Source organism: Halobacillus kuroshimensis DSM 18393 (assembly GCF_000425705.1).
Taxonomy (GTDB): domain Bacteria; phylum Bacillota; class Bacilli; order Bacillales; family Halobacillaceae; genus Halobacillus; species Halobacillus kuroshimensis.
In genome coordinates, this window is record NZ_AUDY01000013.1 from 161,030 (window position 1) to 178,308 (window position 17,279).

The 17,279-nt window shown below is 46.0% G+C and carries 16 protein-coding genes, 1 riboswitch and 1 other annotated feature; of the genes, 7 read left to right on the forward strand and 9 right to left on the reverse strand.

Annotated elements, in window-relative coordinates; genetic code table 11:
* Window positions 1–122: 122 nt before the first annotated feature.
* A complete protein-coding gene (locus H615_RS0116730; protein ID WP_027956215.1) occupies window positions 123–1,805 on the forward strand; it encodes a hypothetical protein in 1,683 nt (560 codons plus the stop codon).
* A 164-nt stretch (window positions 1,806–1,969) separates the two neighbouring features.
* On the opposite strand, the gene H615_RS0116735 is transcribed toward H615_RS0116730, so the two are convergent.
* The 4 genes from H615_RS0116735 to H615_RS0116755 all read right to left on the reverse strand — a co-directional run bounded on the left by H615_RS0116735 (window position 1,970) and on the right by H615_RS0116755 (window position 6,192).
* On the reverse strand, window positions 1,970–2,629 hold the full coding sequence (locus H615_RS0116735; protein WP_027956216.1) for a response regulator transcription factor: 660 nt from the start codon (window positions 2,627–2,629) through the stop codon (window positions 1,970–1,972).
* A 41-nt stretch (window positions 2,630–2,670) separates the two neighbouring features.
* A complete protein-coding gene (locus H615_RS0116740; RefSeq protein WP_027956217.1) occupies window positions 2,671–4,977 on the reverse strand; it encodes an ATP-binding protein in 2,307 nt (768 codons plus the stop codon).
* Between the two features lie 71 nt (window positions 4,978–5,048).
* On the reverse strand, window positions 5,049–5,222 hold the full coding sequence (comX, locus tag H615_RS22395; RefSeq protein ID WP_156896515.1) for a competence pheromone ComX: 174 nt from the start codon (window positions 5,220–5,222) through the stop codon (window positions 5,049–5,051).
* A 31-nt stretch (window positions 5,223–5,253) separates the two neighbouring features.
* Window positions 5,254–6,192: a polyprenyl synthetase family protein gene (locus H615_RS0116755; protein WP_027956218.1), complete on the reverse strand. Its 939-nt coding sequence runs from the start codon at window positions 6,190–6,192 to the stop codon at window positions 5,254–5,256.
* 698 nt (window positions 6,193–6,890) lie between these two features.
* Window positions 6,891–7,105, forward strand: a binding site (T-box leader).
* Between the two features lie 42 nt (window positions 7,106–7,147).
* Between H615_RS0116755 and argS the strand changes: the two genes are divergently transcribed.
* From argS to H615_RS21565, 4 genes are all read left to right on the forward strand, one after another.
* Window positions 7,148–8,827 carry an arginine--tRNA ligase gene (gene argS, locus H615_RS0116765; RefSeq protein ID WP_027956219.1) on the forward strand — a complete coding sequence of 560 codons (1,680 nt, stop codon included), beginning with the start codon at window positions 7,148–7,150 and terminating at the stop codon, window positions 8,825–8,827.
* 75 nt (window positions 8,828–8,902) lie between these two features.
* A complete protein-coding gene (locus H615_RS0116770) occupies window positions 8,903–9,133 on the forward strand; it encodes a hypothetical protein (RefSeq protein WP_027956220.1) in 231 nt (76 codons plus the stop codon).
* A 407-nt stretch (window positions 9,134–9,540) separates the two neighbouring features.
* Window positions 9,541–10,023 (forward strand): ribonuclease H-like YkuK family protein, encoded by a 483-nt coding sequence (locus H615_RS0116775; protein WP_425307009.1) that lies wholly within the window; start codon window positions 9,541–9,543, stop codon window positions 10,021–10,023.
* Window positions 10,024–10,058: 35 nt separating this feature from the next.
* Window positions 10,059–10,313: a DUF4190 domain-containing protein gene (locus H615_RS21565; protein WP_035532536.1), complete on the forward strand. Its 255-nt coding sequence runs from the start codon at window positions 10,059–10,061 to the stop codon at window positions 10,311–10,313.
* Window positions 10,314–10,352: 39 nt separating this feature from the next.
* Here the strand turns inward: H615_RS21565 and H615_RS0116785 are convergent, their stop codons facing one another.
* From H615_RS0116785 to H615_RS0116805, 4 genes are all read right to left on the reverse strand, one after another.
* Window positions 10,353–11,006 carry a peroxiredoxin-like family protein gene (locus tag H615_RS0116785; RefSeq protein WP_027956222.1) on the reverse strand — a complete coding sequence of 218 codons (654 nt, stop codon included), beginning with the start codon at window positions 11,004–11,006 and terminating at the stop codon, window positions 10,353–10,355.
* 25 nt (window positions 11,007–11,031) lie between these two features.
* Window positions 11,032–12,147, reverse strand: a complete 1,116-nt coding sequence (gene eutH / locus H615_RS21570; RefSeq protein WP_280513313.1) for an ethanolamine utilization protein EutH — start codon at window positions 12,145–12,147, stop codon at window positions 11,032–11,034.
* Between the two features lie 494 nt (window positions 12,148–12,641).
* A complete protein-coding gene (gene msrA / locus H615_RS0116800) occupies window positions 12,642–13,115 on the reverse strand; it encodes a peptide-methionine (S)-S-oxide reductase MsrA (RefSeq protein ID WP_027956224.1) in 474 nt (157 codons plus the stop codon).
* A 122-nt stretch (window positions 13,116–13,237) separates the two neighbouring features.
* A riboswitch (SAM riboswitch) is annotated at window positions 13,238–13,358 on the reverse strand.
* 139 nt (window positions 13,359–13,497) lie between these two features.
* Window positions 13,498–14,190, reverse strand: a complete 693-nt coding sequence (locus H615_RS0116805) for an AIM24 family protein (protein ID WP_027956225.1) — start codon at window positions 14,188–14,190, stop codon at window positions 13,498–13,500.
* A 186-nt stretch (window positions 14,191–14,376) separates the two neighbouring features.
* Between H615_RS0116805 and H615_RS0116810 the strand changes: the two genes are divergently transcribed.
* Window positions 14,377–14,859, forward strand: a complete 483-nt coding sequence (locus tag H615_RS0116810; protein ID WP_027956226.1) for a DinB family protein — start codon at window positions 14,377–14,379, stop codon at window positions 14,857–14,859.
* 217 nt (window positions 14,860–15,076) lie between these two features.
* On the opposite strand, the gene H615_RS0116815 is transcribed toward H615_RS0116810, so the two are convergent.
* Window positions 15,077–16,558, reverse strand: coding sequence for a Na+/H+ antiporter NhaC family protein (locus tag H615_RS0116815; protein ID WP_027956227.1), 1,482 nt, complete (start codon window positions 16,556–16,558; stop codon window positions 15,077–15,079).
* Between the two features lie 176 nt (window positions 16,559–16,734).
* Here H615_RS0116815 and H615_RS0116820 point away from each other — a divergent pair, with 176 nt between their 5' ends.
* Entirely contained in the window at window positions 16,735–17,229 is a 495-nt protein-coding gene (locus H615_RS0116820; protein WP_027956228.1) for a GNAT family N-acetyltransferase, read from the forward strand.
* Window positions 17,230–17,279: the final 50 nt, after the last annotated feature.

Below are 17,279 nucleotides of genomic sequence, written 5' to 3' on the forward strand. Positions count from 1 at the left end.
CCGCTTTCAATAATACCCGGTTCAACAGTTGCGGGACCCCCGGATTAAGAGAGAAAAACAGAAGAGCACATTTGGCAGAAGTCCGGTTAAAAACTCATCACTTACACACTTGGAGGTAAACAATGAATCGAATCCTATGTCTATCTTTAATGCTCACCGCCCTCTCGCTCCCTCTCTTCGGCTTTTCAGAATCAGAAGAATACACAAGGGCCATGTGGGTGGAAAAAACGGAACTAGGCGAAGAGGAAGAATCCATTCTGGAGACCGCCCAGCAGAACAGCATCAATGTTTTATATGTGAAAGGAATAGAAGAAGATCCACAGGTTACGGCAGACTTCATTCAGGAAGCAGACAGCAAAGGGATCCAGGTCCATGCTCTTGGCGGAGAACCTTCGTGGGCCTTGGAGGAAAATCAGGATAAATATAAAGCCTTTGTGGATGAGGTTATGGAATACAACCAATCCGTCTCACCGGACCAGCAGTTTGCTGGTATTCATTTCAAAGTACAGCCCCAATACTTGGAGGAATGGTATGATGACCAGCCCCGTGTCCTTCGTGAATGGAAAGCGAATATCACAGCAGGGATTCAATCGGTCCCGGAAGACAGTACACTTGAAATCAGTCATTCCATCCCTTTTTGGCTGGATGAAATGGAAACACCCGGACAATCTGACGTTCCTTTTAATCATTGGTTGATTCAACAATTTGACCATACGACAATTCTTGCCTTCCGGGATACGCTGGAAACGACCAACGGGATCGTATCCTTGACCGAGAATGAATTAGAGGCGGCAGACCAGGCCGGAAAACAGATCCTCGTCGGCATAACGACAGCAGAAACCGGAAGGAATTGGACGACCTTCTTTGAAGAGGGGCCGGAAAGTATGCATCTGCACCTCAATCTGATGGATAAACACCTTGGGGAGCACAGCTCCTATGCAGGTTATGCCATCGATGATTATGCGAATTTAAAGCAGCAGGAAGAAACACCTTCTGAAGAAGACATGGAAAAACAACAGAAACGAGGAACATACGTATGGGAAGCCGAAACCCTCATCAATGAAAAAGATAAAATTCTGGATTTTGCAAAAGAAAATAACATTAATCTGCTCTATACACGTCTGGATCTAACCCAGCCCTACAGCGCCTATTCCCACTTCGTGGAAGCTGCGGATGCAGCCGGAATCGAAGTACATGCCATGGGTGGACACCCTTCCTGGGCCCTGAAGGAAGAAGAACACCGGATTTTAAAACTTGTGGATTATGTGAAATCCTACAATCAGGATGTAAACGAAAACCAATCCTTTGATGGTATCCACCTGGATATCGAGCCCTATGTAGAACCCTCATGGTCCACCGATCAGGCATCTGTATTGAAACAATGGATGGGTAATTTGGAACGCTTTGTAGAGGAAACGAAAGAAAATTCGGATTTGGAGGCCAGTATGGATATGGCCATGTGGTTTGATGACATTGAAACCCCGGGCTCCCCGGAAACGCCTTTTAATGAATGGGTGATCGGATTGATGGATCACACCTCGGTTATGGCCTTCCGTGATCAAGCAGAGGGCATCATTCAAGCTGCGGAAAATGAAGTCAACTTTTCTGAAAAACTTGGGAAAGATATTCTTATTTCCGTAGAAATCAAAGAAAATCCTTCCCACCCACATATTTCGTTCTATGAGGAAGGAAAAGAGGTGATGGAGAATCAGCTTTCCCTCGTCGATGAGGCATTCCAATCCTATTCCTCCTACCAGGGCTATACTGTCCATGCCTATCGATATTGGGATGGTGCCAAAGAATAAGTGAAGAATGCAACTGAAAATCCGGACGAGCATCTAAGCGTCCTCGGGAAAAACGACAGGCTATGAAAAATAAAAGGGGGATCTTCTATATATAGAAGATCCCCCTTTTCAACATTTGGTAAAGCTACACCCATAGGTCCATAGATGCCGATTCTTGAGCCCGTTCAATCCATATCATCCGTGATAATCCCCCACTGCTTGGATTTCAACACAGCTTCCGCTCTTGTCTTCACCTTCAGTTTTTTGAAGATTTCCGTTAAGTTGTACTCAATCGTCCGTGGACTCTTAAAGTAAATCTGAGCGATTTCTCTGTTGCTTTTCCCCTTGGCAACCTCTTTGAGGATTTCCTGTTCTTTCGGCGTAACCGAAACGTCACGTTCAGGCAGCTCATGTTCAGGCGTTTCTTCAACACGGACCTCATTTTTTCTTAGTTGTTCGAGGAGGGAGACGGGAACAATCGCTTTTCCCTTCACCCCGTAACGGATCGCTTCAATCAATTCTTCCCGCGGAGCCGTCTTGCTGATAAACCCCGACGCTCCAGACTCCACTAATGTATTGAAATAAGGACCCACATCATGACCTGTATAGATGAGTACCGGCGAAGTATGTCCTTCAGACCGTACATGTTTGGTCAGCTCGATGCCATTCATCCCTTTCATACGCAGATCGAACAGCAGAATCGAAAAGCTCTGCTCCTTTAAAATCTCCAAAGCCTTCCCAGGGCTGTCTGCAATGGTTACAACCATATCACTCTCTCTTTCGATGATTAATTTGGACCCTTCACCAATAGCCGGATGATCATCCACCAATAATATTGAAACCATTCAACCTCTCCTCTTCTCCAACCTTTTTCCAATCGTTTCCTTTATCCATCCGCCTGAATCAAGATGGCGGCTTCAACTCCTGAACCTTCCTGTGAAAAGAATTCCATACTCCCTCCGAGGCTGTTGACTCTCTGTCTGATTCCCGTTAAGCCCATGCTTTTTGCTGGCGACTTCTGTTGATTATTCTGAACACCCACTCCATCATCCTTATACGATAACATCACCATATCCCCATCATTCTTCAGTTCAAATTCAATCAAACTGGCCTTCGAATGCTTGGACGCATTATTCAACAGTTCCTGAGCAATGCGATAAAGCGTAAGCGCTTGTTCATCCCCAAGGTCAGCTGTGAAATAGTTATAATGATAGTCAATACGAAAGTCCTCCCGCTGACGGTAATGCTCAATCAAATAGGATAGTGCTTCCACAAAACCTGTTTCCTTTAAAAAAGGAGGGCGCAGAAAGGTGCACGTTTCCCTGATCTGACTGACAACCCCGAGCAAACCTTCCTGTACGTCAGAGAGCTCAACTTTTACATGACGATCCAAGTGATCCAAGGCTGCTATGTCTTCCAATTTCCGATACCACACCAGCTGTTCCTGAAGAGCAGAATCATGCAGATCGGCGGAAAGTCTTGCTCTTTCCTCTTCCGAAAGCTTAAACATGAACCGGAGCATCCACGAAGGTACACGACGTTCGTCCTGGATCGAACTTTTTAAATCTTCGGTCACCCCTTCGATCAATTGAAAATTTTCATATACGATGCTTGTATATTGAACGATGGTTTTCAGCCAACGCTGCTCATCCTGATTGAACGGCGTCCGGTTGACTTTTTGTTCAATCCATAAAATATCGACCGTATCATGCTTTTCACTAAGCACATACCCTAATCCATCTTCCAATAGAAACGGCATTCCTATGGACAACGACTTTCCTTTATAGGAGATATAAGTCTGAATCAATTGGTAGGGGATGGACTCATCTCCCGCAATCAGATTCATCTCATTTTCTATTTTGTCATAAGAGAAAAGACAGGCATGCTCTACTGGAAGCACCTCTTTGATTTCACGCAGCAGTCTGTCATCCAATTCTTCTTTTTTCAATATTTTTGCTACATCATAGGAAAATCGATCAAGACTTACCTGATAGTTAAACTTGTCTCCAAACAATTTGGAACGGAGAGAAAACTTTTCTTCAAAATAGAAAAACATTATCAATAACCCGTAGGTTAGAATCCCCAGCCTGATCCACTGCAGATCATCCAGATTCGTAAAGAAGACGAGCAGAATCATAACCACAGCCGTTAATAGGAAAGAAATAACCGCGTAGTAACGTAAACGGCTGTTAATAAAGTCGATATCAAATATCCGATCAGTCAGCACGAGGTAAAGAAAAAAGATCGGCAGAAAGATAAGAAATACCGCGGTTACAGGCGCAGGAATCAATTCAACTCCGACAACCGCATTAGGCAGCGCTGTCAGAAAGATAAAAGGAAAAAACGAGACGATGATTCCGAAAATCGCATTTTGAAAAATCGACTTATGTAAGGTTTTCCGAAAAGTCATATAGGAATACAGGAGAACACTCAAACCGAAAAGAATCTCCATGGAAAAAAGAATCAACTGTGTATTGCGGATCACTTCATAGTGCCCCAGCGACATCCAGAAAATGGATAGAGCATCCATAAGAACGACGACCAGATTAATAGAGTAGACCGCAGCCAATAGGCGCTTTTTGATCAAGTGAATCTCGTATTTCAGGAAATATTGATAATGAAAATGCAGAAACAGCACAGGAACCATCATCAAGCTAAAGCTGTTGATTATCCTCGCAAGACTATCCGTTCTCGCTGAGGCGCCGGCACTCAAATACCCAATACCAACAGCCAGAAGAAAGGCGATCAGATAAAACGCAATCGGGTCCTCCCGTTTTTTTACATAAACCTGTAAAGAAAACGAAAATAAAACGAAAAATACAACCGTCGGCAGTATGGTATGATAAAGTAGCGTATTATAGTTCACCGGGTTTTGGACCTTATATTCCAACTCCGTTCCTTCTCTCATGACCTTCATCTGGTTAAGGTTACCGATCACCCCGTAGTTTTGAATGGAGTGGTACGTGTCCGCCTCCTGGTGGTTGACTTCAATAACATGATCTCCCGCTTTTATTTTCCGTTGAGCAGCCCAGCCGATTGAATCCACTTTCGTCACGATCAAAGCGCCTTCTTCATTCTTACTGACGTCAATACCTACATACGTTTTCGTCATCGTCACGAAAACTAAATAAAGAGCAACAACAAAGATAAAACTAAAATAAAAGATAAATCTCTTACTTTTTATTCGAGCCATTCCCATTCCCTTTCTTTTATAACGTCAAAAAAAGCCAGAGCATCTCTGGCTTTCAGGATCTCTATCATGGATTACTTCCAGTAACACATTCTCCACTCTATGCCCTGGAGATCATCTGATGCGAATACATCAATAAGGGCTTCCTTTTCCACTTCAGAAACACCTGGGAGGTCGGCTTTTCCCTCTTTTACAGCATTCATAAGCGTTGGATTTTGTACAATCTTCTGAACCAATTCAAATAGCATGATTGTTTCCTCCTTATGCAAGATCCATCTTTTATAAATCTTCAATCCTCTTCCTCATTTGTTCCTTCCATTCCTGGCCTGCCTGGAACATGTCCAGCTTCCGGGACGCCTGCCTTTGATGTTTGCGGATCAGCACCTGGATATAGGGTATGACAGCTGACCGGGATACCCACTCAAATAACGGCTGCTTCCTATCTGTGATAAACGATCCATCGACGCGGCCTTCATAGTAATCACGTATCCACCCTGCTTCCTCACTCCTTTCCTGTAAGAGCAGAAAAACAGGAAGCGTCCACTTCTTGTTAATGAGATCATTCTTAGAGTCAAAACGCACAATGTCCTGCAGGTCATTCACTAATTGAGCCGCAATTCCAAAACTCTCAGCATACAACCGAATTCCTGAAAGGTCTTCATTCTCGCAAAAAGCTGCTCCGGCCATACAGGCACAAGCCATCAGCGAACCGGATTTCCGCTTGATCATCCTCAGAAACTCTTCCTCCGTAGAAGCTGATTCATTCAGGTCTGCGTGCTGGCCATTCACCGCCTGCAGGACCTGCTGATGCATGGCCTGAAGAGCATCCGAAGATGTTTCTTTTTGAAAAGGGGACGCTTGCATCAGCTGCATGCTCAGCATTAAAAACCCCGTCGAAATATTCATGGACGAGGCACTAGAGACCTGACTCCAAGGTTTATCTCCAGCATCTTCATCCTGAAGATCATCCAGGATATCGAGAGCCAGAATTAAAAACTCGATAGCTGCCGATAAAACATACACACCTTCCTGCTTCTCCCTGCTATGGATGTGAAAGTGCAGCTGTGTCAACGGCGAAAAGGAAAACCCTTCTGCTTTCTTATAGGAGATAAAACGCTCGGCCAGTCGGGCAAGGCCGGCTTCGTTCATATGAGTCTTCACCGCTTGAACCATCATGCTGTATAAATGGTCGGGTGAATAACCCGGAAACATTCCCATACGCCACCTCCCTTTCCAAAAAATGTGTCGATATCTGATTGCAAAACAACACTATCACATCCAGAATAAACGTCAAAAGGTAGTAAAGTATTATGTAATTAGATAGAAAATTCTTCCCCCATCTTCCCTTGTGTACGTCCTCCACTCGTTTGTGACGGATTTACTCTCTCATAGGCTTGTGAGGAAATGTTACCTTTTTGTCATATAAATGTTATCTTTTCGTTATAATCAGAGTTTCCTATTCATGCTTGAAAGATGTTTTTCAAATACTCCTTAAACAGCACAGCAGACGTACATCAGTGCCCCACACCTTTAAGCATTCATGAGTGTTTTGTATAGACAAATGATAAGCCGCCTTTACTTATCAGGCCGTCTTTGCTTAACACCATCGAAAGGTTCATTTTCTGACCGTACAAAAGAAACCGCTCTCATTCATATGCGTCTTTTTACACACGCTATTTTCCGTGAACAGGGCTATTATAAATTTATGGGAATTAAAAGGGTTTAAATACCCAGCTTGTAATGTGACAATTTATGAAATTTTTTCTAGGACCACCCGTTTTGAAGGCCTATTTACTGTATTTTTACAAAGCACGACTTCTCACATTGACGTGTATCCCGGACAGCCCTCAACATAGACCATTCATAAATGAAGCATTGCATCATCGCAGGAAATCCGATATAATCTTTTCAACTATTCAAAATCAATGACAAAGAGAGTAGCCGGCAGGAAGGTCACAGCGAACCGGGGGTGGTGGAAGCCCGGATGTCCTTCTGTCGGTGAACCGGACTTTGGAGATGTTCTTCTGAAACAGAAGTAGGAAGATCCGGGGGCACCCCGTTATCAAATTCAAGCGGCTGATTTATATTCAGCTATAAGAGTGGCACCGCGAGCCCAGGCCTCGTCTCTTTTTTTAGAGACGGGGCCTTTTTATATGGAAAAGGAGGAGTATAGATGGAAAAGCAGATGACAGCACTTCAAATATCTCACATACTCGGAGAGGAATATCCACGCGAATGGGTGGAGTCATTGATAGAGGTCCCGAAAAAAGCATACTTTGGTGATGTCTCCTTCCCCTGCTTCGCTTTAGCCAAGTCGATGCGTAAAAAACCAGCCATCATTGCCGGCGAAATCGCCACCAGACTGAAACACCCTGTCTTTGATCAGGTGGAGGTCCAGGGTGGTTATATCAACATCTTTTTTGACCGCTCGTTCATTACCGAACATACGTTGAATCAAGTCCTTGAGGACCCTGAAGCTTATGGCAGCCACACCTTTGGGGAGGGGAAAAACGTAGTCTTTGATATGTCCTCTCCGAACATTGCCAAACCCTTCTCCATGGGTCACCTCCGCTCCACCGTCATTGGAAATGCCCTGGCCAATCTTATGGAAAAGTGCGGCTATACTCCCGTAAAGGTCAACTACATCGGAGATTACGGGACACAGTTCGGAAAACTACTGGCCGCCTACACCCGCTGGGGCGATCCAGATGTCGTCGAAGCTGATCCAATCAAGGAACTGACTAAGCTATATGTGACGTTCCACGAAGCTGCCGAGAAAGAACCTTCCCTCATTGAAGAAGGCAGAGAATGGTTCAAGAAGCTGGAAACTCAGGACCCGGAGGCTCTCACCCTTTGGAACTGGTTCCGCGAAGCCTCCCTGAACGAATTCAACACGTTATATGAAATGCTTGGAGTGGATTTTGATTGGACTCGTGGAGAGGCTTATTATACAGACAAAATGGAGCCTGTCATCAAACTTTTGGATGAAAAGGGTCTGTTGGAAACATCAGAAGGAGCGGATGTGGTTCAACTGGGAGATACGATGCCACCATGTCTAATCCGTAAAAGCAACGGTACCACTACCTATGCCACCCGTGATCTCGCTGCCGCCATCGACCGCTACCAGTCTTATCCTTTTGAAAAAAGTCTGTATGTTGTTGGCAGTGAACAATCGCTCCACTTTCAGCAGATGAAGCTTGTATTGAAAAAGGCGGGATTTGAGTGGGCAGACCGATTGGAGCATGTCTCGTTCGGGATGATTCTGCAGGATGGAAAAAAGATGTCTACGAGAAAAGGGAAGACGATTTTGTTGGAACAAGCCCTGGAGGAAGCCGTAGACCAGGCGCTCTTGAATATGAAAGAGAAAAATCCGAACCTCACGAACCCTGAAGAAACAGCACGCCAGGTCGGAGTTGGAGCCGTGATTTTTCACGATTTAAAGCAGGATCGACGTCATGACATTGAATTTTCTCTCGAGGATATGCTTACCTTTGAAGGAAATACCGGTCCTTATCTGCAGTACACCCATGCCCGCGCATGCTCGCTTTTACGTAAAGGCAGCTTTTCGGCAGAAACTCCGCAGCCGGCTGGTGACGACCCTGAAGCCTGGCCTTTAGTGAAAGCGGTCCGTGCATTTCCGGAAATGACTCAAACGGCCTGCTCGACCAATGATCCGTCTAAAATTGCCCGTTACCTGCTGGACCTTGCCCGAACGTTCAATCACTATTATGCCAAATCAAAAATTCTCGGCTCCCCTTCCCAACAGGAACGCCTGACGCTCGTTTATGCATTTGCCGTCGTGCTGAAGGAAGGGCTGCGTCTGCTTGGAATGGCTGCACCAGAACATATGTAAATCAGGAACATTTCCAACATCCGCCCGCTTTCTATTATAATGAAGGTAAGACTTTAATCAGGGGGCGGATGTTCAATGTATCCTTTGTACTATGCCATCATCATTGTTTTGTCGATTACCGCTTTGGTCGGTACGGTTGTCATTGCCAAAAACATGGACAAGTCAGAAAACCAGCTGACCCCGGAAGAGGATCTGCAGCACTTGAAATCCGATAATAAAGATCAAGGCAGCATTCCTTTACTTTCCACGATCTACGCGATCACTTTTGTAATCACTATTATTCTTATCTGGATTTTTATTTTCTAGGGCCTGTTCCACTCACCATCAGGTCCTTTTTCCAGCGCCAGGCTTTTCCTAATCCCCGTTATCCACTGCCTACGCATTATCTCCATCGGAAATGATATGGCCCCAAGCTTTGCAGTCCTTGTATTCCCCTTCCTCTGCACATTGACTATTTTTTACATAATTTGCGTAGAATGCACACATACTCTATTTAAAAACATGTTATCTTTCAAGCAGGTCTATGAATATCCTAATAACAGAATGGTCACAGCTGCTTGGATGGAGAACGGTTTCACGGCAGGACAATCAGGGATTACCCAAGGAGGAAAAAGGGAATACACTTATCCCCCACACTCCACTGCCTAGAAATAAAAAAGGAGATGGCAAATGTGCACCAGCCCGATTTGTTTCAAAACCTCACGCATAAAAAAATGGGATTTCCAGAAGTGTTCTCACATATTTTAACATTTATGAAACGGGAGCCTGTCGGGAATTACCGTTTGATGGTAGGAACAGATTCACAAGTCCACCCTTCCCGCACGCTGTTTATTACCGGAGTTGTCATTCAACGGGTAGGAAAAGGAGCCTGGGCCTGTTATCGCAAAGAAGTCATAACCAGGGAAATGACTACCCTGCATGAGCGGATTTCCTATGAAACGTCTTTAACAGAGCGGGTCGCCTCCCTTTTTACAGAAGAACGAAAAAATGAGTTAATTGATATCGTCCTTCCCCACATCTACAAAGGTGCGACATTTACAATGGAAGGACACATTGATATAGGTTCCGGTGACCGGAACCGGACAAGAGTCTATGTAAATGAAATGGTGGCGAGGATTGAATCCCTTGGTATGGAACCAAAAATCAAGCCGGACTCGATTGCCGCCAGCAGCTATGCGAACCGATATACCAAATAACCTCCCTAAGGTTGTTTGAAGGAGAGGAGCATTCTATGTATCAAAAGGCTGTGACATCCCTCGTACTGGGCATCATGTCCATCTTCCTCCCTCTAGCCGGATTAATTACAGGCATCATCGGCATCGTGATGGCCAATGCCTTCTTACGCAGCGAAGAGGAGGAAAAAGAAAGCGGCCGTCACTTTGCGACAGCAGGAAAAATCTGTTCCATCATTGGGATCTGCATCCAGGTCAGTGTCCTGCTGATGCTGGCAGCCGGCTTCTACCTTTTCGGATTTTTCCACTCATAAAAAACGCCCTCCACATACATGGAGGACGTCTTTTTGGACTTATGCGTTTACTTTTTTCAGCTCTTGGAGAACTTCAGAAGGTTCCGCACGGTCTTTATAGTCAGATTTTGTATATTCGTATACAACCGTACCATCTGTATCAATGATGTAGGTAGCGGATACTGGAAGCGTCCAGGAATCGTCTCCATTATGCTTGTCTACATTCAATCCTTTATCCTTATACACATCTACAAGATAATCCGGAAGCTCATAAACAAGGTTGAACTGCTGAGCAACTTTGTTTCCAACATCACTCAATACGTGATAATCCAGGTCGTTTTTCTCCTGAGTAGTCATGGATTGATCCGGCGTCTGCGGGCTGATGGCAATCAGCTGAGCTCCTTCATTGTGGATATCATCCATGATTTCCTGATACGCACGCAGCTCCATGTTGCAGTAAGGGCACCAGCCGCCGCGGTAGAAAGTTACGATAGCAGGACCCTGCTTCAGCTGTTCGGACAGCTGAACCTGACCGCCTTTGGCATCTGGAAGGATGAAGTCCGGGGCTTTTTCTCCTTTGGAAAGACCGTTCCCCTCTTCAGAGGCTTCCAATTCATTAATGGCGTCGCTCATTTTGTCCTGAACTTCCTGGGAAGCATTCTGTTTGAATTTCTCGATGTATTGGTCAAATTGTCTGCGCATATCTGTCGTCATTTGAAAAACTCCTTTATAATCAATTTCACTCTTCATTATACGAAGAATCCTCTTCTTCATAAAATGAAACGTCTTGTCTCGTTAGAATTAGGGCTAAACTCACAGCAAGAATACCTGCACTTAATTTGCCCACGATCACCGGAAGTATCATATCCGGCTGGACGCCGGCCACAAAAGCGAAGTGGCTTCCGAATACAAATGCCCCGCTGACTGCAAAGGCCGCATTGACCGTCTTCCCTCTATCGTCCATGTCCTTCATGACGGCAAGCATCGGCAAATGATGGGCAAGCGATGCGATGAACCCTGTCATCGATACTGCATTCATCCCGAGACGTCTTCCCGCACGGGTGAGCACTTTTTCGCCGTGCCTGCTGATAAACGCCACCAGCGGATAAGCCCCTGCAAGTGTGACAGTAATTTTACCGACGATGAGGATCCCTTCCGATAAGGGAGCCATGCCGGGGAGAACTGTTATGCCTGTTAACGTTTCAATAATGATAAGAGCAAGCCCTGAAATAATAATGATTTCGACCGCTTTGCCGAAGTAGGAAAACAGACGAATGGTCAAGGCTGTGAAGAGCCAGAGACCGGCGGCGATAAAAAGGGATAGAACCATGGCCGGAAGCAGATTTCTAAGCATCCACCCCGTTTCATAGCCGGCTGTCCACCCGCCGATGAAACAGCCGATCGGAATCGTCACCATTCCTGCGAGAATTCCCTTCGCGAAAAAAGGATGGTCCTTTTTCGCTACAACGGTCAAGGCAACTGGAATGGTAAACACAAGCGTAGGGCCCATCATCGTCCCAAGCAGAGCCCACGAAAAAACAGCCGCTTCTTTGTCTGCCGCGAGCGATTCCGCCAAAGGGTAAGCCCCCATGTCAATCGCAAGCAGCATAGAAGCAAACATAGAAGGATCCGCTCCAACAGCCTGGAACAAGGGAGTGACGACCGGCGCGAGCCATCTGGACAGCACCGGGGCGAGAGAGATGATCCCCACCATAGACAAGGCCAGTGGGCCCATCATCATAAAGGCTTCATAAAACCGCCATCCTAAGGCAAGGCGGTGATTCAATATGTAGTAATCAAGAGCTCCAAGAACCATAAAGGCGCACATAACTATAAGAATGATGTCATTCAACACAGGCTCCCCCTCCTCTCTCCATCTCCTTCATTCTAGTGAACTTTCTCCCATAAAAAAAGCCTGTGTTAACCAGTTAGAGTTGTCCATTTGTCGTGTAAAGGGTCACATTCCGCTTATCTGTGGATGAATGCCGCGGGCATCACCATCGAACGCTTCTCGTGTACGCAGGTTCGCAGATTCAAAAGAACGGCATGGGCTGCGCTACTGCCGCTTGCGTGAAAAAAAAGGGGAAGGAACAGTCGCGGATGACGGCTGGCTGCCGGAATATGAAAAAGACTCTCCTCCATCCAGCAAGGATAAGCTGGGTGAAGGAGAGTCTTTTTCGATGTTAAAGAACGCCCAAGGAGCGGGGCCCCTTCCACTCCTGCGGAAAGCTCGGGCGCTCGTCCACGGAAAGGGAAGGGGCTTTCGCTCCTGGCGGTAAAAAAGAAAAAAAGCTTGTAAAGAAACAGAGGTTTCTCTACAAGCTGATCCCCTCAGTGAGGGACTTTTCATCAGCCGATGGAGCAGGCCGCAGAGCCATGTTTTTGAATGTATTTCTGGTGATGCTCTTCCGCTTCAAAGAAGGAAGAAGCCTCTTCCACTTGCGTAGCGATCGGACGCTTAAAGACCCCCTTGGCACTCCATTCACTGATTTTCTCTTCTGCAATGTACTTCTGGCTTGCATCTGTATAGAAGATCACTGAACGGTATTGATGTCCTACATCAATACCCTGACGGTTTACCTGTGTCGGGTCATGGGCTTCAAAAAAGATATTGACCAGTTTTGCATACGTAATCACAGCAGGGTTGTATTCGATGCGGACGGCTTCCGCATGACCGGTATCCCCCTGCTTCACTTCTTCATAAGAAGGATTTTCGAGATGCCCTCCGATATAACCAACGGTTGTGCCCGTTACCCCTTCGAATTTCTCAAAAAATGCTTCTACTCCCCAAAAACACCCTGCGCCGAAAATTGCTGTTGCCATATCTACATCTTCCCTTTCCTTTAACGCAACTTCTATCGAGAGCCATGACGGGCATGCTGATATGCAAAAAACCCCTTTTCTTATCCACATAAGAAAAGGGGTTCGTATCAATCCGTACGATCCTCTCATCTCTTAGGATGGTATTCATCCTACAGGAATTGGCACCGTTCTCGTCAATCCGTGGATTGATTCGATGGTTGCCGGGCATCAAAGGGCCAGTCCCTCCGCCTCTCTGGATAAGAAGTTTCCGTTATTTATTTAATGTTGGTTATCATCATACTACGTTTCAGTAACGAAGTAAAGAATGAATGATGATCCTTTTTGTATCATCATTGTATTCACACTTTAGCATGACTATGCCAGTCCACGCAAAAGAAAAGACTTACTGGCTGCCTGTTGTATCTATTTCTTCATACGGCTGGACGATGACAAAACCTTCTCCTTCGAACTGCATTTGAATAGATTCCCCGCTCCCCCGTCCAATAAACGTTTTGAAGCTCACATCCGTCTTGAAATTCGGTTCCAAATGTCCGGACCAGGCCACGGTTGCATGCGGGTCTGTAATGACCGGCTCTCCGGGGCGTACGAGCAGTGTCAGTGGTTCGTAATGGGAGGTGATAGCCACACGTCCGCTGCCATTCAAGGTCACGTTAAACAGACCGCCGGAAACCATCCCGGCCACTTTTTTCATCAGCTTGATATCCCAGTCGATGCTCGGCTCAAAGGCGAGAAGATCGTTACCGTTGACTGTGATGGTTTCATTATCCAAGTCAAAAATCGTAATCTTTTTCCCCTGATCAGCGAGGTACAAACGCCCGCGCCCTGTCGCTTTCATCAGTGAACTGCCTTCTCCCGTCAACGCTTTCTTGAACATTTTTCCTACGCCGTGCTCCAGAATCCCTTCCCTCTCAAACTTGATATCCCCATTATAGGAAATCATGGCCCCGGATTTCGCCCAGACCTGATCCAACAGGTTCACCTCGAGAATACGCGGGGTTTCCAGCTCGAAATAATCATTTTCTGAATCATCCTGTTTCGTGGCCCTGATAAACTCTTCAATCGAATAATCTGCCATGACAGATTCCTCCTTTTATGTAGGTTATAGTTCTATACCACACCACGGGGTGGGTTAGACCATTCATGAAACCTTTGTCTATGGTTTTACGTTTACGAAGGAGGAAAGGTTTCATCACCACCTGCCAGGGGAATGGTCATTTTATTTGATCTATGCAAACAACCTAAGGACGAGGAGGACCTGTTTATGTATGGTCTTGATGAGAAAAGAAAACAGCTGCTGGAGTATGCTCATTCCATCTCTGACGAAAAGGCAGCACGAAAGCCCGGGGAAGGAAAATGGTCGGTCCTGGAAATTCTGGAGCACCTGTACCTGATGGAGCAACTTGTCGTCTACCAGATCAAGCAGGCAATAAAGCAGGGAGATATCCAGCAGACTTCCGAAAAACCGATCCACCGGACGACGGAAAGGCATTACAAGGTGGAAGCCCCTGAGTCCGTCCGGCCTGAAGGTACGTTCCAAACGATTGCAGAAGCCGAGGATGGATTGAAAAAAACAAGGGAAGCCACGTTATTCCTCATCCATAACAAAGATGAAGAAACATTGAAAAACCGCGTGTTTCCACACCCCGCTTTCGGAGACATGGACTTGACCCAGTGGATTGAATTCATTGGCTGGCACGAACTCCGCCACCTTGATCAAATGAAAGAAACAGTGGAAGCTTTATAAACCTGAAAAAAAGACAGAGAAGTAAATCTCTGAGCTTTCAGTTGCAAGAAATCCTGTTTTTTATCGTGCCTCCAGGAACGCAGGCCACTCCCTTTCGGCGGATAAGTGGAACGTGACCAAGCACACAACGTACAGGTCTACTGGATGACAAGTCCTTGTCTACAGTTGAAAAGCGCAGAGACGAATCTCTGCGCTTTTTCTATCTTTGGTTTTCCTATTATTTTTCAGGTTTCATTTCTTCGCCGTTTTTTCCGGTGTAACGGAGACCCCATCCCGTCCATGCTGCAATAAGCATAACAATCAGCAGGAGCCATCCTTGGAAGACATAAGGGAATACTTCACCAGGGGAAACGACTGGTAGGAAGTCATACTTGTCTGCCGCTCCCTGAACCGTGGCCCAGGCAAGCAGGACACCACCACTCCAAGGGAAAATATAACCTAAGGAAGAGGTCACTGTATCCAGGAAGTTGGCACGCCGGTATGGATGGATATTCAATTCCTTCCCGATTTTCCTCACAAACGGAGCCGCTGCAATTTCAGCTGCTGTGTTGATTGTGATGAAGACATTCAAGAAAGCCACGATACCAAAAATGGCCAGTTCAGCTCTGCGGACTACACCATTGATGATGCGGAGGAAGAAGTTCTTAATCACTTCCATCGTCCCCCCTACTTCAAGCATGTAAGCCGCCGCAAGAATGAACAAGATTAAAATAGCCATATTGAAATATCCGCTGATTCCATCAATAAGGGCCCCTTCAATAACAGGGTCCCCCGCTTCATTAAAATGAATATACAGCACTTCCTTTAAGGATATGCCACTCAAATATATGAAAACAACAGATGCAAGGATCCCCCATGATAAGGAGGTCAGAAGATGCTGGCCTCTCAGCGCCAGTACAAGAACGAGTACAAATGGCACCAGCATCAACAGACCGTTGGGAGACACCTGGCTCTGCAGGTCATTGACTACCTGCTGGCTCCCATGTTCCCCACCGCCGCCGAAAACAGTGAAAAGAATCATTGCCGGAATAGCAGCCGCCATGGAGTATTTAAAACGGGAACGGACCACTCCAGGTACATCCGCTTCCTGTGTCGTTGCAGAAACGATCGTTGTGTCAGAAACAGGCGCCAGGTTATCGCCGAACACGGCTCCACTTAAAATTGCTGCAACAAGCAGCACAGGATCCGCTCCTAAAATGACACCAGCTGGATACATAAGCACACCGAACGTGGCTACCGTACCGTACCCGGTTCCTACAGCTGTGGAAAATAAGCCGGCAAGCAGGAACGTAATACCGACAAAAGCTCCGCCTTCCAGCCCGGTTTGAAAGCCGAACCATATCAGACCATCCACCAGTCCTCCGGCAGACAGCATATTTGCAAACATGCCGGCCCAGAACCAGGCAATGATCGAAACGATCCCCACTGGCTGAGCCATCCCTGTAATCAGACTCTGCGCATAATCTGACCATTTCGATTTAGTAAAGAACAGCCCGAGGCCGATTCCAATCACAATGCCTAAAACTAGTCCCTGCTCTGTAACAAGACCTGCCACACTTAAGACAATCGCCCATATGATAAAGAAGACCAAAGGAATCGTTGCAGCAAATACCCCGCCATGGAATTCCAGGCGTTTGATTTCTTTTTCCCCTAAGGCTTCATCGATGACTTCTTCATTTCTTCCCTCTTGATCTGCCATCTGATTCCCTCCTCAAAAATTACTTAACCTTGTATAGTTTACCACCTGATATGATGGAATATAAACAGCTGAATTGTTACCACTTTAAAGCAGGGCAGGGAATGTACTGGAAAGCACAGAAACCTCTTTTCCCTAATAAAATTTAAACGGACCATTGTTTATAAAGGAGTTTATTTATGAAATTAAGGCATGCAAGGTTGGAAGATTTTGAAACGATCAGTCAATGGATTGGAACAAAGGACGAGCTCAAACAATGGAGCGGCTCTGGTTTTGAGCACCCTCTCTCCTTGAAGCAGTGGGAGAAATACTTGAATGAGGAGGACCGTCAATCGTTCACAGCCTTGTTGGAGGACAGCCCGGCCGGACACATTTCCATCGGCCGCATCGAACGTCTTAAAACAGGAAGAATCGGTCGTGTGATTACGAATCCCGATCACCGCGGAAAAAAGGTTGCCACCCAGATGCTGCGTGAAGTCACAACCTACGCCTTCGACCGACTTCATCTGAAGACCGTCACCTTAGGCGTTTTCGCCTTCAACACCCCGGCTATCCGCGTATATGAAAAAGCGGGATTCTCATTCAAAGAACAAGATAAAAATAAGGAAATGGAGGACACCCATCCCTGGCACACACTGGAAATGGTCCTCTCCAAAAATGAATGGAAAAATTAGCGGATGTTTCCATATCATTTATATCTTTGTTTTCTGCTGCAAAAAAAATT

Coding starts and splice junctions, on each gene's coding strand:
- H615_RS0116755 (WP_027956218.1), bottom strand. CDS start 6,192: ATGGGAATGTTTCCGGGTTATTCACCCGACCATTTATACAGCATGATG.
- H615_RS0116730 (WP_027956215.1), top strand. CDS start 123: ATGAATCGAATCCTATGTCTATCTTTAATGCTCACCGCCCTCTCGCTC.
- H615_RS0116735 (WP_027956216.1), bottom strand. CDS start 2,629: ATGGTTTCAATATTATTGGTGGATGATCATCCGGCTATTGGTGAAGGG.
- H615_RS0116785 (WP_027956222.1), bottom strand. CDS start 11,006: ATGACGACAGATATGCGCAGACAATTTGACCAATACATCGAGAAATTC.
- H615_RS0116820 (WP_027956228.1), top strand. CDS start 16,735: ATGAAATTAAGGCATGCAAGGTTGGAAGATTTTGAAACGATCAGTCAA.
- comX (WP_156896515.1), bottom strand. CDS start 5,222: ATGCTATTTGAATTGGTTCAGAAGATTGTACAAAATCCAACGCTTATG.
- H615_RS0116815 (WP_027956227.1), bottom strand. CDS start 16,558: ATGGCAGATCAAGAGGGAAGAAATGAAGAAGTCATCGATGAAGCCTTA.
- H615_RS0116775 (WP_425307009.1), top strand. CDS start 9,541: ATGGGATTTCCAGAAGTGTTCTCACATATTTTAACATTTATGAAACGG.
- argS (WP_027956219.1), top strand. CDS start 7,148: ATGGAAAAGCAGATGACAGCACTTCAAATATCTCACATACTCGGAGAG.
- H615_RS0116740 (WP_027956217.1), bottom strand. CDS start 4,977: ATGGCTCGAATAAAAAGTAAGAGATTTATCTTTTATTTTAGTTTTATC.
- msrA (WP_027956224.1), bottom strand. CDS start 13,115: ATGGCAACAGCAATTTTCGGCGCAGGGTGTTTTTGGGGAGTAGAAGCA.
- H615_RS0116770 (WP_027956220.1), top strand. CDS start 8,903: ATGTATCCTTTGTACTATGCCATCATCATTGTTTTGTCGATTACCGCT.
- H615_RS0116805 (WP_027956225.1), bottom strand. CDS start 14,190: ATGGCAGATTATTCGATTGAAGAGTTTATCAGGGCCACGAAACAGGAT.
- H615_RS21565 (WP_035532536.1), top strand. CDS start 10,059: ATGTATCAAAAGGCTGTGACATCCCTCGTACTGGGCATCATGTCCATC.
- H615_RS0116810 (WP_027956226.1), top strand. CDS start 14,377: ATGTATGGTCTTGATGAGAAAAGAAAACAGCTGCTGGAGTATGCTCAT.